At 64.0% G+C, this 20,321-nt stretch carries 22 protein-coding genes; 9 read left to right on the top strand and 13 right to left on the bottom strand.

Features of this window, described 5'->3' with window-relative positions; genetic code table 11:
* The first annotated feature begins 3 nt into the window (after nt 1–3).
* From QNO18_RS18265 to QNO18_RS18250, 4 genes are read left to right on the top strand one after another with little or no spacing between them, the layout of a single operon-like run.
* Complete coding sequence (locus QNO18_RS18265) at nt 4–777, top strand: ATP-binding cassette domain-containing protein (RefSeq protein WP_283178982.1); 774 nt, start codon at nt 4–6, stop codon at nt 775–777.
* A complete protein-coding gene (locus QNO18_RS18260; RefSeq protein WP_283178981.1) occupies nt 777–1,751 on the top strand; it encodes an ABC transporter permease in 975 nt (324 codons plus the stop codon). Before QNO18_RS18265 ends, QNO18_RS18260 begins: the two co-directional genes overlap by 1 nt.
* A gap of 11 nt (nt 1,752–1,762) precedes the next feature.
* Complete coding sequence (locus tag QNO18_RS18255; RefSeq protein WP_283178980.1) at nt 1,763–2,776, top strand: Gfo/Idh/MocA family oxidoreductase; 1,014 nt, start codon at nt 1,763–1,765, stop codon at nt 2,774–2,776.
* 2 nt (nt 2,777–2,778) lie between these two features.
* Nucleotides 2,779–3,738 carry a sugar phosphate isomerase/epimerase gene (locus tag QNO18_RS18250; RefSeq protein ID WP_283178979.1) on the top strand — a complete coding sequence of 320 codons (960 nt, stop codon included), beginning with the start codon at nt 2,779–2,781 and terminating at the stop codon, nt 3,736–3,738.
* Nucleotides 3,739–3,880: 142 nt separating this feature from the next.
* Here the strand turns inward: QNO18_RS18250 and QNO18_RS18245 are convergent, their stop codons facing one another.
* The 11 genes from QNO18_RS18245 to QNO18_RS18195 form a co-directional block, all read right to left on the bottom strand.
* Nucleotides 3,881–4,912, bottom strand: a complete 1,032-nt coding sequence (locus QNO18_RS18245) for a branched-chain amino acid ABC transporter permease (RefSeq protein ID WP_283178978.1) — start codon at nt 4,910–4,912, stop codon at nt 3,881–3,883.
* Nucleotides 4,909–5,688 carry a branched-chain amino acid ABC transporter permease gene (locus QNO18_RS18240; RefSeq protein ID WP_283178977.1) on the bottom strand — a complete coding sequence of 260 codons (780 nt, stop codon included), beginning with the start codon at nt 5,686–5,688 and terminating at the stop codon, nt 4,909–4,911. The genes QNO18_RS18245 and QNO18_RS18240 overlap by 4 nt, the downstream gene beginning before the upstream one ends.
* Before the next feature lie 101 nt (nt 5,689–5,789).
* Entirely contained in the window at nt 5,790–5,990 is a 201-nt protein-coding gene (locus QNO18_RS18235) for a hypothetical protein (protein ID WP_283178976.1), read from the bottom strand.
* A complete protein-coding gene (locus QNO18_RS18230) occupies nt 5,987–6,070 on the bottom strand; it encodes a hypothetical protein (RefSeq protein WP_283179273.1) in 84 nt (27 codons plus the stop codon). Before QNO18_RS18230 ends, QNO18_RS18235 begins: the two co-directional genes overlap by 4 nt.
* Entirely contained in the window at nt 6,046–6,498 is a 453-nt protein-coding gene (locus QNO18_RS18225; protein ID WP_283178975.1) for an ATP-binding cassette domain-containing protein, read from the bottom strand. The genes QNO18_RS18230 and QNO18_RS18225 overlap by 25 nt, the downstream gene beginning before the upstream one ends.
* The gene (locus QNO18_RS18220) at nt 6,495–7,094 is read right to left on the bottom strand and encodes a hypothetical protein (protein WP_283178974.1); all 600 of its coding nucleotides are present in this window, start codon (nt 7,092–7,094) and stop codon (nt 6,495–6,497) included. The genes QNO18_RS18225 and QNO18_RS18220 overlap by 4 nt, the downstream gene beginning before the upstream one ends.
* Before the next feature lie 166 nt (nt 7,095–7,260).
* Nucleotides 7,261–7,473 carry a hypothetical protein gene (locus QNO18_RS18215; protein ID WP_283178973.1) on the bottom strand — a complete coding sequence of 71 codons (213 nt, stop codon included), beginning with the start codon at nt 7,471–7,473 and terminating at the stop codon, nt 7,261–7,263.
* A gap of 172 nt (nt 7,474–7,645) precedes the next feature.
* A complete protein-coding gene (locus QNO18_RS18210) occupies nt 7,646–8,185 on the bottom strand; it encodes a hypothetical protein (protein ID WP_283178972.1) in 540 nt (179 codons plus the stop codon).
* Complete coding sequence (locus tag QNO18_RS18205) at nt 8,182–8,583, bottom strand: hypothetical protein (protein ID WP_283178971.1); 402 nt, start codon at nt 8,581–8,583, stop codon at nt 8,182–8,184. Before QNO18_RS18205 ends, QNO18_RS18210 begins: the two co-directional genes overlap by 4 nt.
* Before the next feature lie 30 nt (nt 8,584–8,613).
* On the bottom strand, nt 8,614–9,711 hold the full coding sequence (locus QNO18_RS18200; RefSeq protein ID WP_283178970.1) for a class II histone deacetylase: 1,098 nt from the start codon (nt 9,709–9,711) through the stop codon (nt 8,614–8,616).
* 108 nt (nt 9,712–9,819) lie between these two features.
* Nucleotides 9,820–12,534 carry a LuxR C-terminal-related transcriptional regulator gene (locus QNO18_RS18195; protein ID WP_283178969.1) on the bottom strand — a complete coding sequence of 905 codons (2,715 nt, stop codon included), beginning with the start codon at nt 12,532–12,534 and terminating at the stop codon, nt 9,820–9,822.
* Between the two features lie 329 nt (nt 12,535–12,863).
* Between QNO18_RS18195 and QNO18_RS18190 the strand changes: the two genes are divergently transcribed.
* Complete coding sequence (locus QNO18_RS18190) at nt 12,864–15,146, top strand: FdhF/YdeP family oxidoreductase (RefSeq protein WP_283178968.1); 2,283 nt, start codon at nt 12,864–12,866, stop codon at nt 15,144–15,146.
* Complete coding sequence (locus QNO18_RS18185; RefSeq protein ID WP_283178967.1) at nt 15,143–15,454, top strand: hypothetical protein; 312 nt, start codon at nt 15,143–15,145, stop codon at nt 15,452–15,454. Before QNO18_RS18190 ends, QNO18_RS18185 begins: the two co-directional genes overlap by 4 nt.
* Nucleotides 15,455–15,460: 6 nt before the next feature.
* Here QNO18_RS18185 and QNO18_RS18180 read toward each other — a convergent pair whose 3' ends face one another.
* Together QNO18_RS18180 and QNO18_RS18175 are read right to left on the bottom strand one after the other, a co-directional pair.
* Nucleotides 15,461–15,847, bottom strand: coding sequence for a type II toxin-antitoxin system VapC family toxin (locus QNO18_RS18180; protein WP_283178966.1), 387 nt, complete (start codon nt 15,845–15,847; stop codon nt 15,461–15,463).
* Complete coding sequence (locus tag QNO18_RS18175; RefSeq protein ID WP_283178965.1) at nt 15,844–16,092, bottom strand: type II toxin-antitoxin system prevent-host-death family antitoxin; 249 nt, start codon at nt 16,090–16,092, stop codon at nt 15,844–15,846. The genes QNO18_RS18180 and QNO18_RS18175 overlap by 4 nt, the downstream gene beginning before the upstream one ends.
* Nucleotides 16,093–16,249: 157 nt before the next feature.
* On the opposite strand from QNO18_RS18175, the gene QNO18_RS18170 reads away from it, so the two are divergent.
* Genes QNO18_RS18170 through QNO18_RS18160 form a run of 3 tightly spaced genes read left to right on the top strand, consistent with a single transcriptional unit; the run spans nt 16,250 to nt 20,321 of the window.
* On the top strand, nt 16,250–16,849 hold the full coding sequence (locus tag QNO18_RS18170; RefSeq protein WP_283178964.1) for a dimethylsulfonioproprionate lyase family protein: 600 nt from the start codon (nt 16,250–16,252) through the stop codon (nt 16,847–16,849).
* 12 nt (nt 16,850–16,861) lie between these two features.
* On the top strand, nt 16,862–17,848 hold the full coding sequence (locus tag QNO18_RS18165; protein ID WP_283178963.1) for a fatty acid desaturase: 987 nt from the start codon (nt 16,862–16,864) through the stop codon (nt 17,846–17,848).
* Nucleotides 17,814–20,321, top strand: coding sequence for a hypothetical protein (locus QNO18_RS18160; RefSeq protein WP_283178962.1), 2,508 nt, complete (start codon nt 17,814–17,816; stop codon nt 20,319–20,321). The genes QNO18_RS18165 and QNO18_RS18160 overlap by 35 nt, the downstream gene beginning before the upstream one ends.

Below are 20,321 nucleotides of genomic sequence, written 5' to 3'. Positions count from 1 at the left end.
CCCATGTCCGGCACTCCGCTGATCCAGGTCAAAAACCTCCAGCTTTACTTCGGGGCCTTTCACGCGCTGAAAAATGTCTCGGTCGATTTCAACGCAGGCGAGCTGATCGGCCTTGTGGGTGACAATGGCGCGGGCAAGACCACGCTGATCCGCGTGCTTTGCGGCATCCATAAACCCACCTCGGGCGAGGTCTGGTTCAATGGCGAGCGGGTCGAAAAATTCCACCCCAAACTCGCCATCGATCAGGGGATCGAGACCATTCAGCAATCGGTGGGCCTTTGCGACAACCTCTCCATCGCGCGCAATTTCTACCTTGGCCGCGAACCGGTGCGCCGCATTTTCGGCATCCCGATCCTCGATTTCAAAAAGATGCGCGAGATGTCGACCAAAGTGATCCGTGAATTCGGATTGCGCGACAATGTCTCGGCCGATGACGAGGTCGAGCGGCTTTCAGGGGGGGAACGCCAGTCGGTGAAAATCGGCCGCGCGGTCGAATTCAAGAACCGCGTTGTCATCATGGATGAGCCCACGAACCACCTTTCGGTGCGCGAACGCGAACATGTCAACGAACTGGCCGTCGCGCTCAAGGAACAGGGGCTGCTGGTGATCTATATCACCCATGACATTTTCCAGGTCCACAAGCTCGCTGACCGCATCATCATCATGGAAAACGGCGAGAAAATCGAAGACGCCGCCACCAGCGCCATGACTGCCGACGAGCTGGAGGAGGTCATCCGCCAGGGCGGCCGCAAGGTCGAAAAGCGGGAGACCGTCTGATGGCGGCGCAAGGATTCAAGCGCCTGGTGCGGCGTCATTCCGAGATCGGCATCTTCCTGATCGCGGGCCTTCTGGTGGCGTTCTTCGCCACCAGTTCCGATGGCCGCTGGGCCAATCTCTATAATTTCGCGACGATTTTGCAGGTTACGGCGACGCTCGGTCTGATGACCCTGGGCGTGGCGCTGGTGATCGGCACCGGCGAGATCGACATTTCGGTCGGATCGACCTTTGGCATGGGCGCGCTGGTCTATCTGTGGCTGGCGCTCAAGATCGACCCGGCGATTGCGATGCTGGCGGCGGTGACGACAGGCGGGCTGATCGGGGCTTTCAATGGCTGGCTGATCACGAAAACCGGCACACCTTCGCTGATCATCACGCTCGGATCGCTGATGATATTTCGCGGCATCGCTATTGCACTGACCGACGGATTTTCCTTCTCGATCCCCTACGCGGCGCGCGGGGGCTTTACCTACTGGCTCTTTGGCGGCGGCGATATTCTTGGCTTCAACACCGGATTGATCTGGCTGGGGGTAAGCCTCGTCGTCCTGATGATCCTGCTGCGCGCCACGCCCTTCGGCAATCGACTGCTGGCGGTCGGCGGCTCGGCCGCAAGTGCCCATTCACGCGGCGTCCGGGTCGACCGGATCAAATTCTCGGCCTTCGTGATCTGCGGGCTGCTTGCGGGCCTCGCCGGAGGGCTCGAAGCCGGCAAGCTCGGCTTTGCCGATGGCTCGATGGGCCGGCTGATGGAGTTGCAGGCGATTGCCTCCTGCGTGTTGGGCGGTTGTCTGCTGGCAGGCGGGCGGGTGTCGCTGCCGGGCGCGCTGATGGGTGCATTCGTGCTGTCGTCGATCCAGTCCTATCTGGTGGTAATGGGGGTCAGGCCGCAATGGTTCATCCTCACACTGGGGCTGATCGTGGTGGCGGCGGCGCTTGGCGACCGGCTGCTGCGGCAATGGGCTGTGAAACGGTAGGAATGACACAGATGGTTGTAAGAATTGGGATCATCGGCGCGGGGGTAATGGGCGCCGATCATGCAAAGATCTTCGCCGAGGATCTGGCGGGGGCTGAACTGCGGCAGATCGTCGATGCCGATCCGGCCCGCGCCCGCGCCCTTGCCGGCCGCTTCGGCGCAGAGGCCGGCACCGACCCCGGGGCGCTGATTGCAAGACCGGATATTGACGCGGTGCTGATCGCCAGCCCCGACTTCACCCATGCGCCCCTGACGCTGGCCTGTCTGAAAGCCGGCAAGGCGGTTCTGTGCGAAAAACCATTGTCGCCTCTGTCCGTCGAATGCCTGCAGGTGATGGAGGCTGAGATCGCCGGGGGTGTGCAGCGGGTGCAGCTTGGCTTCATGCGCCGCTTTGACCAGTCTTACCAGGAGATGCGCGCGGCGCTTTGCGACGGGCTGATCGGGCGCGCGGTGATGATGCATAATTTCCACCGCAATGTCGAAAACCCGGCCGCCGGTTTCACTGCCGATATGGCGATCACCAATTCCGCGCCGCATGAATTTGACGTGGCCCGTTTCGTGCTGGGAGCGGATTATGTCGCCGTGACGGCCTTCTCGCCACACCTCGCGAGCGGCAAGGTCGGCCCCGTGGTGATGGTGCTGGAAACGGATCAGGGGCAGGTCGTCACCATCGAGGTCAATAACAACGCCGCCTATGGCTATGACGTGCGCGGCGAGCTGGTCGGGGAAACAGGTGCGGTTTCGCTTTCTGCCCCGCTGCATTCGCGCATCGACCGAGGCTTGCAACAGGTCACCACCTATGCCGCCGACTGGCGCCCGCGCTTTGCCGAGGCCTATCGCCGCCAGAACCGCGCTTTCATCGACTTTGTCCGCAGCGGGGTCTTTCCGGCGGATGGGGCCAGTGCCTGGGATGGATATGCCGCCTCGGTGATTGCCGAGGCCGGGGTGAGAGCGCTGAAAGAGGGGCGACGGGTTGTCGTCGACATGATCGCGCAGCCGGAATTCTACCGCAAAAGGACAGACTGACCATGAAGCTTGGTTTCGTAACGGACAGCCTCGGCGGGGACAGCTTTGAGGGCGTGCTGGAGACGGCGGCCCGTCTCGGTGTCGCGGGGCTTGAGGTCAATACCGGCGGCTGGTCGACCGCGCCGCATTTCGACCTTGCGCTGATGGCGCGCGATGCGGGCGCACGAAAGGCCTTCCTGAAGGCCTTTGCAGATCGCGGGCTGGAGCTGATCTGCCTGAATGCAAACGGCAATCCGCTGCATCCGACCGAGCCGCACCAGGCGGAATGCCTGCGCGACACGATCCGTATCGCGGGCGATATGGGGATCACGAAGATCGTGACCATGTCGGGGCTTCCGGCCGGGCGCGAGGGGGATCTGATGCCGAACTGGGTGGTGGCAAGCTGGCCGCCCGAGACGCAAAAGATCCTCGAATGGCAATGGCAGGAAAAGCTGATCCCGTTCTGGTGCGAGATGTCTGATCTGGCGACGGCTTCGGGCGTATCGCAGATCGCGCTCGAGATGCATGGCAATCAATGCGTCTATAACGTGCCCTCGCTTCTGAAGCTGCGCGAGGCGGTCGGGCCGGTGATCGGTGCTAATCTCGATCCGAGCCATCTGTTCTGGATGGGGGCCAACCCGCTGGCCGCAGCCGGGGCGCTCGGGCCGGCGATCTTTCATGTCCATGCCAAGGATACCTTCCTCAATGCGCCGAAACAGGCCACGACCAGCCTGCTGGAAAACGGCGGTCTGATGGATATTCCGGCGCGCAGCTGGTCTTACATTACGCTTGGTTTCGGCCATGGCGAGGAATGGTGGCGGCACTTCTGCTATCGGCTGAAGATGGCAGGGTATGATGGCTGGCTCTCAATCGAGCATGAGGATGTGCTGCTGAATTCGCTCGAAGGTCTCGAGAAATCCATCACGCTTTTGCGCAATGTGATGCCTGCGCGCGATGCGGATTTCCGGCCACAGGCCATCTGACCTCCCGGGATATGGTCGCTTTTCCCCGGCCGGGCTGCTCCCTTTGCCCGACCCATGGCGGGGGCCTGTGCTTCACCGGCCCCCGCTGCCCGCACCGGATTGCCCGCCAATGGGGGGTGGTGATGTTTCCGGCTCCGGACGGTCAGACCGGGCTGGTATGAGGCGGGGGCGCAGGTGGTGCATCCGGTTTTTGACCGCGCCCCTGGCTGAACCTGAACCGGATCCCGGCAAGCCCTTTGGGAAAAAGGATCACGCAGCCCGCCAGCACAAGCCCGATGCCGATCTCGCGCCAGTCCGACACTTCGCGCAGCCCCTCATCGGCCCACATCAGAAGCGCGGCCCCGATCAGGGGCCCCCATGTTGTGCCAAGCCCGCCGACCACGATCATCGCAAGGATGAAGAGCAGCATTGCAAAAGCGAAGGCGGTTGGCCCGACCACGCCGAAATGCGCGGCATGAAAGGCGCCGGCAAGGCCGGTGAAAAAGGCGGAAAGGCCGAAGACCCAGAGCTGATAGCGCATCCGCGAGACGCCGCGTGCCAGCGCAAGGCCGGGATTGTCGCGCAGGCCCCGAAAGACCAGTCCCAGCGGGCCATGGATGATCGCGATGCAGAACAGCTGCGCGGCAAGCAGCAGCACCAGCCCGGTATAGTAATGCCCGACATACCATTTCGAGCCGAAAAGATCGCGAAAGCCCAGATCCCCGAACCGCGAAAAGCCGCGCGCGCCGCCGAACAAAGGCAGGCAGCCCGAGGCGGGGGTGGTGAAACAGGCGGTGTCATTCACGACCAGAAGGTACATGACCTGGCCGATTGCCAGCGTCAGCAGCGCCACATAGGGGCCTTTCAGCCTCAGGCAGGCAAAGCCGATCACCAGCGAGACCCCAACCGTCACCAGGGCCGCCAGCAGCATCGCCGCAGGCAGCATCAGCCCGATATAATAGGCCAGCATCGCAGTGGCATAGGCGCCGACCGCGAAGAGCGCCATCTGCGCCAGTGAAAAGATCCCCGCAACGCCGAGGACAAGGTTCCACTGGCTCGCCACCACCGCCCATATGAAGAACACCGTCAGCTGCGTCAGCACATAGCGGGTGCCGGTCAAAAGCGGCACCGCCAGCATCAGAAGAAACAGCACCAGCGCAATCACGACATCGCGTCTGACAGGAGACCGGATCATAGCCGCACCACTTCCTTATGGCCAAAGACGCCCTGAGGTCTCCAGATCAGCACCGCGATCACGAGGCACAGAAGGATCGCGAAGGCATATTGCACGCCGAAGATGTATTGGATGACTGCCTCTAGCATGCCGATGGCAAAGGCGGTCAGCGCGGCACCCGGCACATTCCCCAACCCCGCCACGACACAGATGATAAAGGCTTTCAGCATCGGGTCGGCCCCCATATTCGGCAACAGCCCCGACATTGAGGAAATCATGATCCCCGACAGCGCTGCCAATGCGCCGGACAGCATCAGGATCGTCAGGTAGATCCGGCGGATCGGCACCCCCATCAGCTGCGCCGCATCGCGGTTCATCGAGGTCGCCCGGATCGCCCGCCCGAGGCGCGAGCGGTTCAGCATTCCCGCCACCAGCACCAGCATCAGCAGGGCGGTAACAAAGATCAGCACATTTTGCCAGGGCAGGTTGACCTGGCCGAGCATGATGCCGCCTTCCAGCTTCAGGCTCTGCGCCTGGGGTTGCGGGCCAAAGGTTTTGAGGATCGCGCTTTCCAGCATCAGCCCGATGCCGATGGTGGCGATGAAGATACGGGTCTCGAATCCTTCGCCGCCCAGCATCGGCCGCGCGGCCGCGACAAAGATCAGCCCGCCCGCGATCGCCCCCGCCGCCATTGCGGCCAGCGCGGCCAGCGGCGCCGGCCAGCCCATCGCCTGCATCGCCCACATCGCGATATAGCCGCCAAGCGCCAGCAGACCGCCTTGTGCCATGTTCAGCATGTTCAGCGCGCCGTAGATCAGCGCAAGACCAATGGTCGAGACCGCATAAACCGCCCCAAAGTCAGGCCGGAAATCAGGATCTGGGTTGCAACATCCATGGCTCAGCCCCCCAGATATGTGGCGAAGATTTCCGGCGATGACAGGAATTCCTGTCCCGTGCCCGACCAGGCAAGGACGCCATTGTCGAGAAGATGCATCCGGTCGGCCATATCGGCGATGCGGATGGCGTTTTCCTCGACCACCAGAATGGTGCGCCCCGATTTCGCCAGCGCCTGTACCAGTTCATAGATCTGGTCAATCACGATGGGGCAAGCCCGAGAGAGGGCTCATCAAGCATCAGGATCCGCCCGCCCGCCATCAGCCCGCGCCCGATCCCGACCATGCGCCGTTCACCACCTGAAAGGGTAGAGGCGGTCTGGCCTGACGGTCCCTCAGTTTCGGCAGCAGCGTAAAGACCTCATCAAGGCGGCGCGCCTCGTCGCGCGCGGCTTCGGGAAGGTAGGCGCCCATCCTGAGATTATCGAGCACCGACATGCCCGGAAATAACAGGTCGCCCTGCGGTACATGGATGATGCCCGCCGCGACGATGCGGTCGGGCCGCGCGCGGGTCAGCGACTGGCCGTCAAGGCGGATCTCTCCGGCGCGTGCGCGGGCAAGGCCTGAAATCGCGCGCAGAACCGTGGTTTTCCCATGCCCGTTCGGGCCGACCAGCGCCGCGAATTCGCCCTCTTTGACCGTCAGCGAAATGCCGCTTATCACCCGCTGCACACCATAAGCGACCTCAAGGCCGCTGATTTCCAACAGGCTCATGCTGCGCCCCCGTTGAGATGACCGCGCAAGCGTTCAGAGGCGCCGGCCCCGAGATAGACATCAACCACAGTGGCATCTTCGACCAGTCCGCCGGGCGGGCCTTCGAAAATTTTCTCACCGTGATGGAGGATCATCACGCGTTCGGACAGGCCAACGAGAAAGCGCATCACATGCTCGATCAGGATGATTGTCACGCCGCGCGCCTTCAGCCTCCGGACGCAATCCATGATCACATCGGTCTCGGCATGGGTCAGGCCGCCGACGGGTTCATCCATCAGCAGGATCTTCGGATCGGTCGCCAAAGCCGAGGCGATCATCAGCAGTTTACGGTCGATCACCGGCGCCTGGCCCGCGAGTGTTGCCCTGCGCGGGTCAGCCCCACGAAGTCCAGCGCCTGATCGGCGGCCTCTGCGTCGCGCGTGAAAGCCGCAGCCCGGGCATCGCCGCGCGCGGCGCCCGAATTGCGCCGCCAGCCGCACATTGTCGCGCAATGACATGGAATCAAAGGCCGCATTCAGCTGGAAGGTTCGTGCAAGGCCCTGATGACAGATGCGGTCGGGGGCGTCAGCGGTGATCTCTTTGCCAGCCAGCAGCACCCGCCCGGCGGGCGTCGCGGCGAGAGGCCGGAGAGTACGTCGAAAAGCGTGGTCTTTCCCGCACCATTCGGCCCGCGATCCCCAGCACCTCGCCGCGCCGGACCGTGAAGTCCAGCGCGTTGACGGCTTTCAAGCGCCCAGCAGGCGAGGATCGTCGCGGGCTCCGTCATTTCAGCCAGGACGGTTTCACATAGGGGCCGGTCGCATAGGGCCAGGGCGCGATCAGCTTACCGCCCACGGCCGCATCCTGGATCTGCAGGAACTGATGCGGCATGCCGAGCGAGGGGTCGTTGACCTCGGTCGGAAGGCGCGCGCGGCGTTGTTGGCCGGGTTCATCCGCGTGGTGCCACAGACGCCGCGATAGATGGAGGTTCCGCATCCGGTCGGCGACCAGGCGGTTCTGGTCGGCATTATCGGCTCGCCGCTCCCCCTGCGAGCGCCGCGCCCACGGCCCAGAGATACGCCATCATCATAAGGTTGCGCCCCGGAATTATGGCCCGCAGTTTCGCCGGAACCGCTCTTTGAAACGTTTCTCGAAATCCAGCCCGATCTCATCCTGAAGATCGCCCACCAGGGTTGCATAGATCACCCCTTCCGATGCCTTGCCGGCAATCTCGCGGAAGGCGGGGGACCATCGGGCCATATTGCATATAGATCAGCGAATTCGTGGGGTTGGGTGCGAATTGCACCATGAACTGCGCCAGATCGGCGGGGAAGAAATGGGTGATGCAGATCACTGCCGGCGGGTCTTCGCGCAGTTTCGCGAGCGTCGGCCCCCATTCGAGATCGGCACGGAAACCGTCTCGAACATGGAATCTCCCAGCCATATTCGGCGGCGCGTTCCTTGACGCCATGGCGATATTCGCGGCATAGACGCCCGCGAAAGGATCACCGCCATCTTGTTGTTCGACGGGTGAATTCCTTATTCGCTTCCAGCGATTTGAGAAATCGAGGAAACCCGGCCCGTACCAGTATTCCGCAGCACAGCCCTGGAAGGAGCCGAAATAGCGTTCGGGGTCGGATTCAATGAGGCTCGTATGGCCAAGCGTCGCATCATAATGCACATAGATGATGCCGCTGTCGGCGATCACATCGGGATCGCCGAGCCCGAGCCGACATTATAGCCGTTGATCACCGCATGGACGCCGTAGCGGTCGATCAGACGCTGCACGGCCTGGACGTTGGTGGCATCGCCCATCTGCTTGTGTCTTCGAACTGAGGCTCCAGCGGGCGGCCCAGAATGCCGCCAAGGCGCGTTGATCTCATCACAGGCCATGATCAGACCGTTGCGAAATTCGACCCCGTCAGCGGCAGCGAAATCCGTCAGGGGGGCCGCCTGGCCGACCGGGATCGCGGCTCCCTGCGCGCGGGCGCCCTCATTCATTCCGGCAAGCATCGCGCCCGCCGCGCCGCCAAAGCCCGCGACGCCCTTGAGGAAAGTCCGCCGCCCGGGGATCACATTGGGGGCTGCCAGTTTCAGCGTTTTCATGATCATTTCCCTGTTGTTTTATATGTGTTTTTATTTGATCGCGTCGAGCAGTGCCGCCGCCCCGGCAATCATCGCGGCCTGATGTGGCTGCAATTCCTGCTGGCCCCAGCCTGCATGTTCGGCCCAGGGGTCGGTGACATGGGTGCGGATGCCGCTCATTTCTTCCAGCACCGCAAGGCCGCAATAGGGGGCATACATCGCCGAATAACCGCCCTCATGCGACATCAGGAGGCGCCCGCCGCACAGCCGGTCTGCGGCCTCCATCAGCATGGCGGTCATCTGGCGATAGCCTTCCGAAGTCACCATCATCCGCCCCATCGGATCAACCGCGCAGGCGTCGAACCCTGAGGGCACCACGATCAGATCGGGCCTGTAACGCTCAAGCGCGGGCAGGACGACACGGCGGAACGCCTCGATATAGGCGCCATTGCCGCAGCCCGGCGGCAGCGGGATATTGAGGTTGTAGCCCTCACCCTTGCCGGTGCCGCGCTCGGAATGCAGGCCGGAATGGGTCGGGTAAAGCCGGTCCTGATGCAGCGAGATCGTCAGCACATCGCCGCTGTCATAAAACGCGTCCTGGGTGCCGTTGCCGTGATGGACATCCCAGTCGACCGTCGCGACACGGCCCAGACCATGCGTCGCCTGGGCATGCATGATCGCCACCGGCACATTGCCGAAAAGGCAGAACCCCATGCCGATATTGCGCTCGGCATGATGTCCAGGCGGGCGCACCAGGGCATAGGCATTCTGCACCTGGCCCGTCAGCACCGCATCCATCGCGGCAATCGTGCCGCCCGCCGCCAGCAGCGCGATGTCGAAACTTCCGGCGCCAAGCGGCGTAAGGTAAGAGGCATCGCCCCAGCCCGCCTCGCTGATCGCTTTGATCTTCGCGATATGGTCGCGGGTGTGAAAGCGGGCGATCTCATCCTCGGTCGCGGGGCGCGGTTTGATCGGCGCGAGGTAATCCAGCAGGCCAGAGACCTCGAGCAGATTGCGGATCCGCCGCTTGGTCTCGTGGTTTTCGACATGTTCGCCGGGCTGCACCGTCAGGCCTGGCGGGAAAACCAGGTTCCAGTTCTGGGTATTATGCCAGTGATACAGCTCATGCGACACGAGGCCGGTGGTCATCGCGCGTTTCTCCCGCCCAGTGATTCTCAGGTCTTGCGGGGAGGAGGCTAGGCGAGGGTCAAAGGGGACGCGCCTCCCTTAGGGGTGGGGGGCGGCGAAAAATCTTCACTACCCTTTCGGGTGGGGGCCCGGGCGGTCTCCCCTGGCCGACAAAGCCAGCACGGCCTGGATGCGGTTGGAGACACCGAGCTTGGAGAAAATATTCTTCAGATGCCATTTCACCGTATCCATCGAAATCGCAAGCTGTTCGGAAATCTCGCGGTTCGAAGCCCCGGCCTGCAAGGCCGCCGCGACCTCGGCCTCTTTGGGTGACAGGAGCGGTGGCGCGGCCTGAGCCTGTGGCCCGGTTGCAGTTGCAAAGGGAGACAGCCGGGAATGAAGGCCCGTGACAAAGGCGGAAAGCGCCACATCGCGCGACCAGGACGGGATGCGCGGCCTTGCCCAGTCGATCACCCGTGCAAGGGCCGCGCCCTCATCGAGCAGGCTGCGCAGCGCACCCTGGCGAAAGGCGGTCTCGACCGCTTCGGAAATCGCATTCAGCGCCGCCATGCGCTCGCCGGCGTTCAGCGCGGCGATTGCGTTCACCGCCTGAACCTGCACCAGCCGTCTGAGCCGCCCCGAATAGCGCAGCCGCCCGACGATGCCGGTCAGGCGCTCATGCGCGGCGGCGGGATTGCCTTCGGCGATCAGAACCCTGGAAAGCGCGATCTGTTCCATCTCATGCGCGGTCGAAGGCGCGCCAGGGCTCTCACTGCTGTCTTCGCTGACGCCGCGTGCCAGCAGCACCCCCCGCGCCAGCGCCGCATTACCCCCGGCCAGCAAGAGCCGGAAATGGTCATTCAGCGCCGATGCGACCAGCCGGCGGTAATGGTTGCGGGTGCCGGAAACCTCTGCCTCGGAAAGGATCGCGATTGCGGCTGCCGTCTCGCCCCGCGCCGCCGAAAGGCGTGCGGCAGACAGGCGCACCGTCATCTCATGGACCACCAGGCCAAAAGCCTCCATCTCGCCGCGATGGTCGGCCAGATGTCGCGTGGCTGCGTCGAGATCATCGCTTTCATAGGCCAGTTCGGCCTGGAAAACCGCCGCCATCGCCTCGGCATAAGATCCCGCGCCAAGCGCCTCGCGCGCCATCCCGGCGCCAGAGGCGAAATGCTGCCGCGCGATTTGCAGATTGCCGGCGGATTTCTCGATCAGCCCGAGGATCAGCTCGGAATAGGCCATACCGAAGACCGATCCCGCCTGTTCATGCGCCGCGCGGCCCCGGCTGCAGGCAAGGCGCGCGGGGCCAAGGCTGCCCAGCGAATATTCGCAAAACCCAAGCACATTGTTCAGCGTGCCGCGCAGGAAATGCTCCTGACGTGGCAGGCCGGGCAATAAGGCCAGCGCCATCCGCCGCGCCCGGGCAGAGCGTTCCCCGGCCGAAAGCGCGCCGACCCCCAGCACCTGCATCTCGGCCCAGAGCGCGGCATGGGCCTCGCGCGGCAAAGCTGCGTCAGACTGCATCTGGCGCAGGAGATCGCGGGCGGCGCGCACGCAGGTCAGCGCCCGGCGCGGCGCGCTGGAATGGAAATAGACCCAGGCCTGGGCCAGCAACAGACGCGGGCGGCTGTCATTCACCCCCGGCGGCAGCCGTTCCAGCCAGGCGCGCAGCCGGGTGATCTGGCCGAGCTTGACCGCCGCCATGCAGCAGGTCTCGACCAGTTCGGCCGCGCGCAGCGTATCTCCGGCCGCAAGGGCATAATGCACGGCGTCAATTTCCAGGCCGCGCGCGGAAAGGCAGTCGGCGGCGGCGCGGTTCAGATCCGGGGCCAGTTCGGCGGTGCAAGGCAGGCTGCGCAAGAGATCGGCAAAGAGGTGATGGTAGCGGAAGGTCGTGCGCGAGGGCGTCAGCGCGACAAGGAACAGGTTCGCCTGGTCGATCCGCCGGATCATCGCCGCCGCATCCTGATGCCCGGTCACCCGCGCAGCCAGATCGGCATCGAACCATTCCAGGACCGCGCTGCGGCTGAGGAAATCCATCATATCGGCGGGTAGGCGCGACAGCACCTCCTGGCCCAGAAAGGCGGCGATATCACCGCCTGCGCCGGAAAACCGCGCCAGAAAGCCGGGTCGGTCACCTTCCTCATGCATCGCGAGACCGGCGAGTTGCAGCGCCGCGATCCAGCCCTCGGTCCGGGAATGGAGCGTCGTCAGCTCTGCGGGCTCCATCGTGAGCCCGAGGCTCTCATGCAGGAAATCCGCCGCCTCGGCCCGCGAGAAGCGCAGGGCGCTGTCGGGGATGCGGACCATCTGGCCGCGTGCCCGCAGATGCGCCAGATGCAAAGGCGGATCGCTGCGCGAGATCAGCACGATATGGAGCCGGGCGGGCGCGTGGTCGATCAGCGATTGCAGGAAGGCGAGCGCTTCGGCAGAGGTCAGGCGGTGAAGGTCATCAAGCACAAGCACCAGCGGTCGCCCCGCTGCCAGAATTGCCGCCACAAGGGCCGCCAGCGCGCCGGTCGCAGACAGGGATTCCGAGGTGGTGAGGTTTTGCAGCGCCATATCGGGCGCGGGCAAGGCGCGCCCGACCGCGCGGATCAGATGCAGGATGAACGACCTGCCGCTGTCGGCCATCGGATCCAGCGAAAGCCAGGCGAAACCCGTCTCCTCAAGCCCGGCGCCCCATTGCGCCACCAATGTCGATTTTCCAAACCCTGCCGGCGCGCGCAGGACCGTCAGCGGATGCGCCAGCGCCTGATCCATCAGCGCAAGGGCCGCCTCGCGGCGCAAAAGCGTCGACCGAAGGTGCGGGGGGTGAATCTTGGTGTCTATTACGGTCGCCATGTGCCGCAGTCCGGCGGGAATGCCGGCATTTGTCAACCTCGGCCAGGGGGCCGCGTCCAGCCGGGGCATTACAACCACTGGCAAGAAAGACACATTCCTGATGGGAAAATAAGCAAATGCCCTATGCACTGCCTGAAAAGGCGCATCTGGCCCTTGGAATTCCCGCATCCTGCGCTATTTCACCCGGGCAACCCTTGCGCTTTTGCCTTGCCCGCCGGTCTTTGACCGCTGTGGACAAGCGGCCTCCGGCAGCAGTCAGCCATAAATCCGGCCTTATTTTCCCTATCCCGCGATGGGGGAGGGGGCTTTGCGCGCGAAAAGGGGCCGTCATGGGCAAGAACGAGTTTATCGGCAAGTCTTCGGCGGCGGCGGGCGGCTGGGGTGCGCTGAAAAGCTGTGGCAAGCGGCTGCTTGCGACCGGCAATCCCCTTGCCGGTGCCCGGACCATGCTCAGGGCGAACCAGCCCGACGGATTTGACTGCCCGGGCTGCGCCTGGGGCGACCCGGAACATGGCTCTTCGTTTGAATTTTGCGAAAACGGCGTCAAGGCGGTGGCCTGGGAGGCGACCCAAAAGCGTGTCACGCCTGATTTCTTTGCCGCCCATAGCGTGTCTGAGCTGCGCACCTGGTCGGATTTCGATCTGGAGCATCAGGGCAGGCTCACCCATCCGATGGTCTATGAGGCGGCCAGCGACCGCTACCGCCAGACCAGCTGGGACGAGGCCTTCACCGCCATCGGCGCCGCGCTGAAGGCGCTGGATGATCCCGACCGGGCGGAATTCTACACCTCGGGGCGGGCCTCGAATGAGGCGGCGTTTCTGTACCAGCTTTTCGTGCGGCTTTACGGCACCAACAACTTCCCCGATTGTTCGAATATGTGCCATGAGGCCTCGGGGGTTGCGCTGACCGAAGCGATCGGGATCGGCAAGGGTACTGTGCTGCTGGAGGATTTCGAAGCGGCGGATGCGATTTTCGTGATCGGGCAAAACCCCGGCACCAATCATCCGCGTATGCTCGCCGATCTGCGGAAGGCGACCGCGCGGGGTGCGAAAGTGGTGGTCTTCAACCCGCTGAAAGAAAAGGGCCTTCAGCGCTTTGCCGATCCGCAGAACAAGCTGGAAATGATCTTTGGCGGGTCAGAGCCGACCTCGACCGACTATTACCAGCCGCGCCTTGGCGGAGATATGGCGGCGGTCAGGGGAATGGCGAAACTGGTTTTCGCGGCGGAAGCTGAGGCCCTGTCCGAAGGGCGCCCTTCGGTGATCGACCACGCCTTTATCGCAGAACATTCCCACGGGTTCGAGGCCTGGAAGGCCGAGGTCGATGGCACCTGCTGGGATCAGATTCTCGAACAGTCCGGCCTCACGCTGGAGGAAATCACCCGCGCGGCCGGGGTCTATCTGGCCGCAGATAAGGTGATCTGCACCTGGGCCATGGGGGTCACGCAGCACCGTCATTCGGTCGCGACGATCCGCGAGATTGCCAGTCTGATGTTCCTGCGCGGCAATATCGGGCGGCCCGGCACGGGGCTTTGCCCGGTGCGCGGCCATTCCAACGTTCAGGGCGACCGCACCGTCGGGATCAATGAGAAAGCCCCGAAAGCGCTGATCGATGCGCTGGAGCGCGAGATCGGTGTGAAGATGCCCCGCGCGCGCGGGCATAACGTGGTCGAGGCCATTGGCGCCATGATCTCGGGCCGGGCGAAGGCCTTCATCGGGCTTGGCGGCAATTTCGCGCGCGCAACGCCTGACAGTGATCTGGTGGCAAAGATCCTGCAAAGCCTCGATCTGACGGTGCATGTTGCGACCAAGCTGAACCATTCGCATCTGCTTCCGGGGCGGGTGTCTTACATCCTTCCCTGCCTTGGGCGCACAGAAATTGACAAGAATTCCAAAGGCATCCGTCAGATCGTCACTGTCGAGGATTCGATGAGCATGGTGCATGGCTCGGGCGGGATCAATATGCCTGCCTCGAAAGAGCTGAAATCCGAAGTGGCGATTGTCGCAGGGATCGCAGCGGCGACGGTGGGGTCGGAACATGTCGACTGGGCGGGCCTTGCCGATGACAATGACCGGATCCGCGACCTGATCGCCCGCGTGTTGCCTGCCTTTGGCGATTACAACACTGCGGTGCGGCAAAAGCGCGGCTTCTGGCTGAGGAACCCGGCATCGGAGCGCGAGTTCAACACCGCCACCGGGCGCGCGAATTTCTTCCCCGACCGGCTGCCCGATCAGACCGAATGGCAGCAGGCGGGGCCGGGGCGGCTTGTCCTTCAGACATTCCGCTCGCATGACCAGTACAACACCACCATTTACGGTATGGATGACCGGTATCGCGGGGTTTATGGCGAACGGCGGGTGATCTTTATCAATCGCGAAGACCTTGCCCGGCTGGACCATGGCGCGGGTGATCTGGTCGATCTGATCAGCGAGGCAGCGGATGGTGCGATCCGGAGGGCCAGTGGGTTCCGCCTCGTGCCCTATGACATCCCACAGGGCTGCATCGCCGGCTATTACCCCGAACTGAACCTTCTGGTGCCGCATGACGCCTGGGGCGAGGGCAGTTTCACGCCGGTTTCCAAGTCGATCCTCGTCACGCTGCACCCGCAATGAGCACCGGTTCCGATCCCCGGGAAGAGCGCTTCATCGCGCTCAGCGAGGCGGTTGCTGAACGGGGGCCGTCAATGATGGCGGCGATGTTGCTGGTCACGGCACATATGGGGATCTGTTCCGACAGCCGCAGTTTCGCGCGGATTTTCGGGGTCGAACATGCGCTTGTCCTGCGCGAGCTGGTGGCGATGGAGATTGAGACGCGGCTGGTGACGATCCTGCGCCGCGACCGCAGCCAGCGGGTGCATTATGCGCCCGGTGAGGCCGCAGAAGATCTGCTGGCCCATGCCGAGACCGCCCTTGCGATCTGACGCCGCTTAAATTTCCAGCACCGGCCCGCCATAGGCGAGCACATAGCGATCCTGAGACAAAAGGCGCATCCCCTCTGCCGCTGCCTGGGCGACCAGCAGCCGGTCGAACGGGTCACGATGCAATGGCGGCAGGGTCGCAAGCGCGAGGATATGACGCCCTTCGACGGTCAGTTCCTCATAGCCCGCTGACAGCAGGCCGGCCCTGAGTACCCCCGGATCGTTGCGGAAATCCGGGCGATCGAGGCCGCGCTTGATCGCCACCTCCCACAGGCTGGCGACGCTGAACCAGAGCCGGTTCGCCGGATCCTCGATCAGTGCCAGCGCCCGGGCCGGGATCAGATCCGGGCGCGCCGCCACCCATAACAGGTAATGGGTATCGAGCAGCAGATTCACAGCTGAGACCCAGTGTCATCCTCAAAGAGGCCACGGATCAGATCCGCATCGCGGTGATCGAAATCTTCGGGCACGTCGATCTGCCCGGCGAGAAAGCCGGTGCGGCGTGGCACATCCGTCTCGATCATCACCACCTTGACCAGCGGCTTGCCGGCGCGGGCGATGATAAAAGGCTCCCCCTGCACCGCCTCTTCGACGAGGCGCGAGAGATGTGTCTTGGCTTCATGCATATTGACGGTTTTCATCACAGTGCCCCGATCTGACTTAGTCTGTTAAACTTAGTCTGTTTATCGCTTTGTGACAAGCTATGCGCGTCAGCCTCACAGAACCATTGCCGCAGGCCTTTTGCCCTCCTATCATTTCGTGTGACAGAGCAGCTGCACTCTGCGCTGCGGCCAGCCGATGAAAGGCGCGACTGTGACATTGTACAACCGCCCCCCCGAGGTTCAGAATTTCATCGAGGTGACGCTGGCACTGATGGCAGAGCTGGCTGCGACCCCCGAGGCAAAAGCGGCGCTCGCGGGTATCCGCGACGGCGTGAAGCGGGTCGATCCACAGGCCCCGCGCAGCCCCGGAAGGCAACCCGCCTGCACGCATCTCGGGGCTGCACTTGTCCATGCCGCGCAAACCCCGCAGCTCGCCCCGCTTTGCGCGGCGCTGGAGGCGGCCGAGCCGCATCTCGAATGGACGGGCGAAGAGCGCAATGGCCTTGCATCCGGGAGCTATGCCGAAATCACGCTGCTCGGCCCGGGCGGGCATGAAGAGCGACGCGATGTCTGGCTGGGCCTTTCGCTGCTGGCGCCGCATGTGCGCTACCCCGATCACAACCATGCGCCGGAAGAGGTCTATCTGGCGCTGTCCGAGGGCGATTTCTGGCGTGAAACCTCTGGCTGGTTCACCCCCGGAACCGGCGGCACCTTTTACAATCAGCCCTCGGTCCGGCACGCGATGCGGTCCGGCGAGGCGCCTTTGCTGGCGATCTGGGCGCTCAGGCGTGTCTGACACGGTGCTGCTATGAGCGAGGCCAATGTGCCGCAGCGTCTTCCGGTGCTGCCGCGGGAAATGCTGGTGCCGCCGCGGTTCGAGGCACCGACCTGGGGGCTGGTCGTGCTGTGTTACGGCGGCTGGCTCGCAGTGGGGCTCTGGCTCTGGCCGGTCCTGCCCTGGCTTGCGCTGATCGTGATGGGCGTTGCGGTGGCGCTGCAATCCTCGCTGGCGCATGAGGTGCTGCACGGCCATCCGACCAGGAACGCAGGGTTGAATGAAGCCCTGGTCTGGCTGCCGATCGGCATTTTCTACGCCTATCGCAGCTATAAGCTGACCCATCTTCAGCACCATAATGACGAGCGCCTGACCGACCCCTATGATGATCCCGAAAGCTACTATATCGCGCTTTTCACCTGGGCGCGGATGCCCGGAGTGTTGCGGCTGGTGCTGCGGGTCAACAATACGCTGCTCGGGCGGGTGGTGATTGGCCCATGGGTTGCGGTGATCGGTTTCACCCTGGCAGAGGCGCGCCGGATGCTGGCGGGCGACGCCAGGACCCGCAACGCCTGGGCGCATCATCTGGCGGGGCTGGCGGTGGTTCTGCCGTTTATCCAGTTCGGGATGGGCATTCCGGTCTGGCTCTACATGCTGGGGCCGGGATGGATCGGGCTCGGGCTGATCGCGATCCGCAGCTATTGCGAACATCAATGGGCCGAAGACCCGAACGGGCGGACAATAATTGTCGAACGCTCGCTCCTCGCGCCGCTGTTTTTGTTTAATAACCTGCATTTTGTGCATCACAAACTGCCGCGCGTGCCGTGGTATCGGCTGCCCGGAGCCTATAACGCCGCACGGGATGAGTGGCAGCGGCTGAATGGCGGCTATGTCTTCCCCAGTTATTACAGCATATTGCGCGCCTATGCCTGGCGGATGAAGGAAGATACTCCGCATCCCGCCTGGCGGCGGGAGGAGACAGGCAGTGCAGAACCAGCCAGAGATGACCGAGACGCCTGAACCGGGCCGCCCCGCCGCCTATTGGTTCTGGTCTGGCCTGCCAGGACGGGATGCCATGCTGTCCCAGCTGACAGAGTTCCGTGATGCCGGGTTCAGTCGCATCTATATCCAGGCGCGGCCTTCGATGCCCTTGTCGCTTTACCTCTCGGACGGGTTTCTCGCGGCTTATCGCGAGGCGGTGGACATCATGGGCAGGCTCGGGCTGAAGGCGGGGCTTTATGATGACTATGCCTGGACCAGTGGTCAGGCGGGGGGCCGTGTGGTCGGGGGCGCGGATCACCTTCGCGAGCGCCATCTTTTCTGGGCCGTCAGCACCCGCGCCGAGGCGCATATTTCCGGGATCACCGCGACGCTTGGCGCCAGCCTCGGCCCGGCGGTGCGCGACTGGATCCATGAGGGCGGCCATCCGGTCTGCACCGATTGGGATCTGGTCGCGGCAGTGGTTCTCTACCCCGATGGCCGTATCGAGGAGGGGGTGGCACGGCTCACCGCTACGAGCGAGACCGGCGCCACGGCGCGGATCGACGACCTCCCAGAGGGCGCGCGCTGGATCCTCTTTGCTGCGACCCGCATCGCCAGCTCGCGGGTGATCAATTACCTGCTGCCCGAAGCCGGTCAGCGCTTTGTCGAGCGCGGGCTGGCGCCCTTTGCGACCGCGCTGACGGGGCTGATCCCCGGCGTGGTGGATCAGCTGTTTTTCGACCAGCCCGCCCCGGTTCTGTACCGCTGGAACGAGGCAGAGGGGAACCTGCTGAACAGCTTCCTGTGGTCTGAAGACCTCGCAGCCGGCATCGCGGCGCGGGGGGCCATCGGTCCGCAACTGGCCGCGCTGCTCTTTGACACCGGGCCCGGGACCTCTGCCACGCGCAGCCATATCTGGCGTCTCTATACAAGGCTGATCGGGGAGGCGTTTTTCGCGCCGGTCCGGGCGTTTTGTGACCGCAACGGCCTCGCGCTGACCGGGCATGAGATCTTGCCGCATGTCGCCTCTTTCGCGCTGAATGGCGGGTTTTCCTCGATTGATCCGCGTGTGGCGCTGGCGGCGGATTTCTTCGGGCTGGACGCATGGCGCGATATCACGGCGGTCGACGTCAACAACCTCGGCCCGCAGCTGGCGCCGATGCTTGGGGACAGTATCGCCCGCGCCTCCGGCCGGCGCGGCTGTCTGACCGAGCTTTATCTGACAGCGGAACGCAGCGAGACCCGCGCCGCGGGACAATGGGAGATTACACCCGCTGCCCTGCGCGCGCAGATGATCCGGCTGCATCTCCTGGGCGCGGGCCAGGTGATCCTGCATGCGCTTTATGCCGATGCGGGCGACGGGCGCTGTGAGCCACTGGCCAATATGCGCTTTGATTTTGCGCCGGGCTATAATCTGCAACCCTGGTGGGGGGTGATGCGGGCGCTGAATGACGAGATCACCGCTCTCGCAGATTTTCTGGCAGGCGCGGTGCCGCAGGCCCAGGTAGCGCTTTTCTACCCTTACGAGACCGCCCTGACGGAAGGGCCGCGCCATGATCATGCCCGCCTGTTCGGCGCCTGGGCCGAGGCGCTGTGGCAGCTTGGTCCGCCGCCGCTGATCCTTGATGAGGCGGGTCTTCAGCGCATCACCCCTGGCGCCAATGGGCCGGAGCTTTATGGCAGCCGCCTTGCGGCCCTTGTGCTGCCAGCGGTCACGGGCTTTGCCGATCCGGCAAGTCAGGCCCGCATTGATGCGCTGCCGCTGCCGGTCTGGCGCGGCGCGCCGGATCTGCCCGGGCTGCACCGCTTCCTCGCCGACGAAGGGCCGGTGGTCACGCCTGAGCCCGGTCTGTCCCGTGATCTGGTTTCCCATCTGGCCGGGCGCGATGCGACGGGCGCATGGCGTCTGGTTCTGTTCAATGACAGTGCTGCGCCGCTCCGGGCGCGGGTCAGCCTCGCGGGCGGGTATTATCACGTTGATGCGCCGGAGGCACTCGCCGCGCTCGATCTTTACCTCGAACCGCAGGAATTGCGCTGTCTGCGGCTGCGCGAGGCTGGTTTGCCCGCAGGTCAGGCCAGGACGCTGACCGAGCCTGTGCCGCGCTGGCATCGCGACAGGCTCGACAGCGGCTGGACCCTGCAAACCCGGGGCGAGGCGCGTCAGATCAGCGTCTGCCGGGGCTGGCAGGATCAGGGCGATGCGGATTTCTCGGGCATCGGGATCTATGAGACCCGCTTCACGCTGGCAAAGCCTGCCGCGCCGCTGCTGGAACTGCCAGGTCTCGCCTGCGCGGCGCAGGTCTTTCTTGACGGGCGCTATGTCGGCCGGATCTGGCACCCGCCCTGCCGGCTTGCCCTCGGCACGCTGGATGCGGGCATGCATCATCTCAGGCTTGAGATTGCCAATACCGCCGCGAACCGCTTCTATGCCGGCACCCCCTGGCAGGGCGCGCTCTGGCCCGATGCTTCGGGGCTGACCGCGCCGCCTATGTTGCTGACGCCCGTTTCGTGA

The organism is Gemmobacter sp. 24YEA27, assembly GCF_030052995.1.
Classification (GTDB): domain Bacteria; phylum Pseudomonadota; class Alphaproteobacteria; order Rhodobacterales; family Rhodobacteraceae; genus Pseudogemmobacter.
The sequence above is the reverse complement of the archived record's forward strand: the minus strand, read 5'-3'. Positions and strand labels throughout refer to the sequence as shown.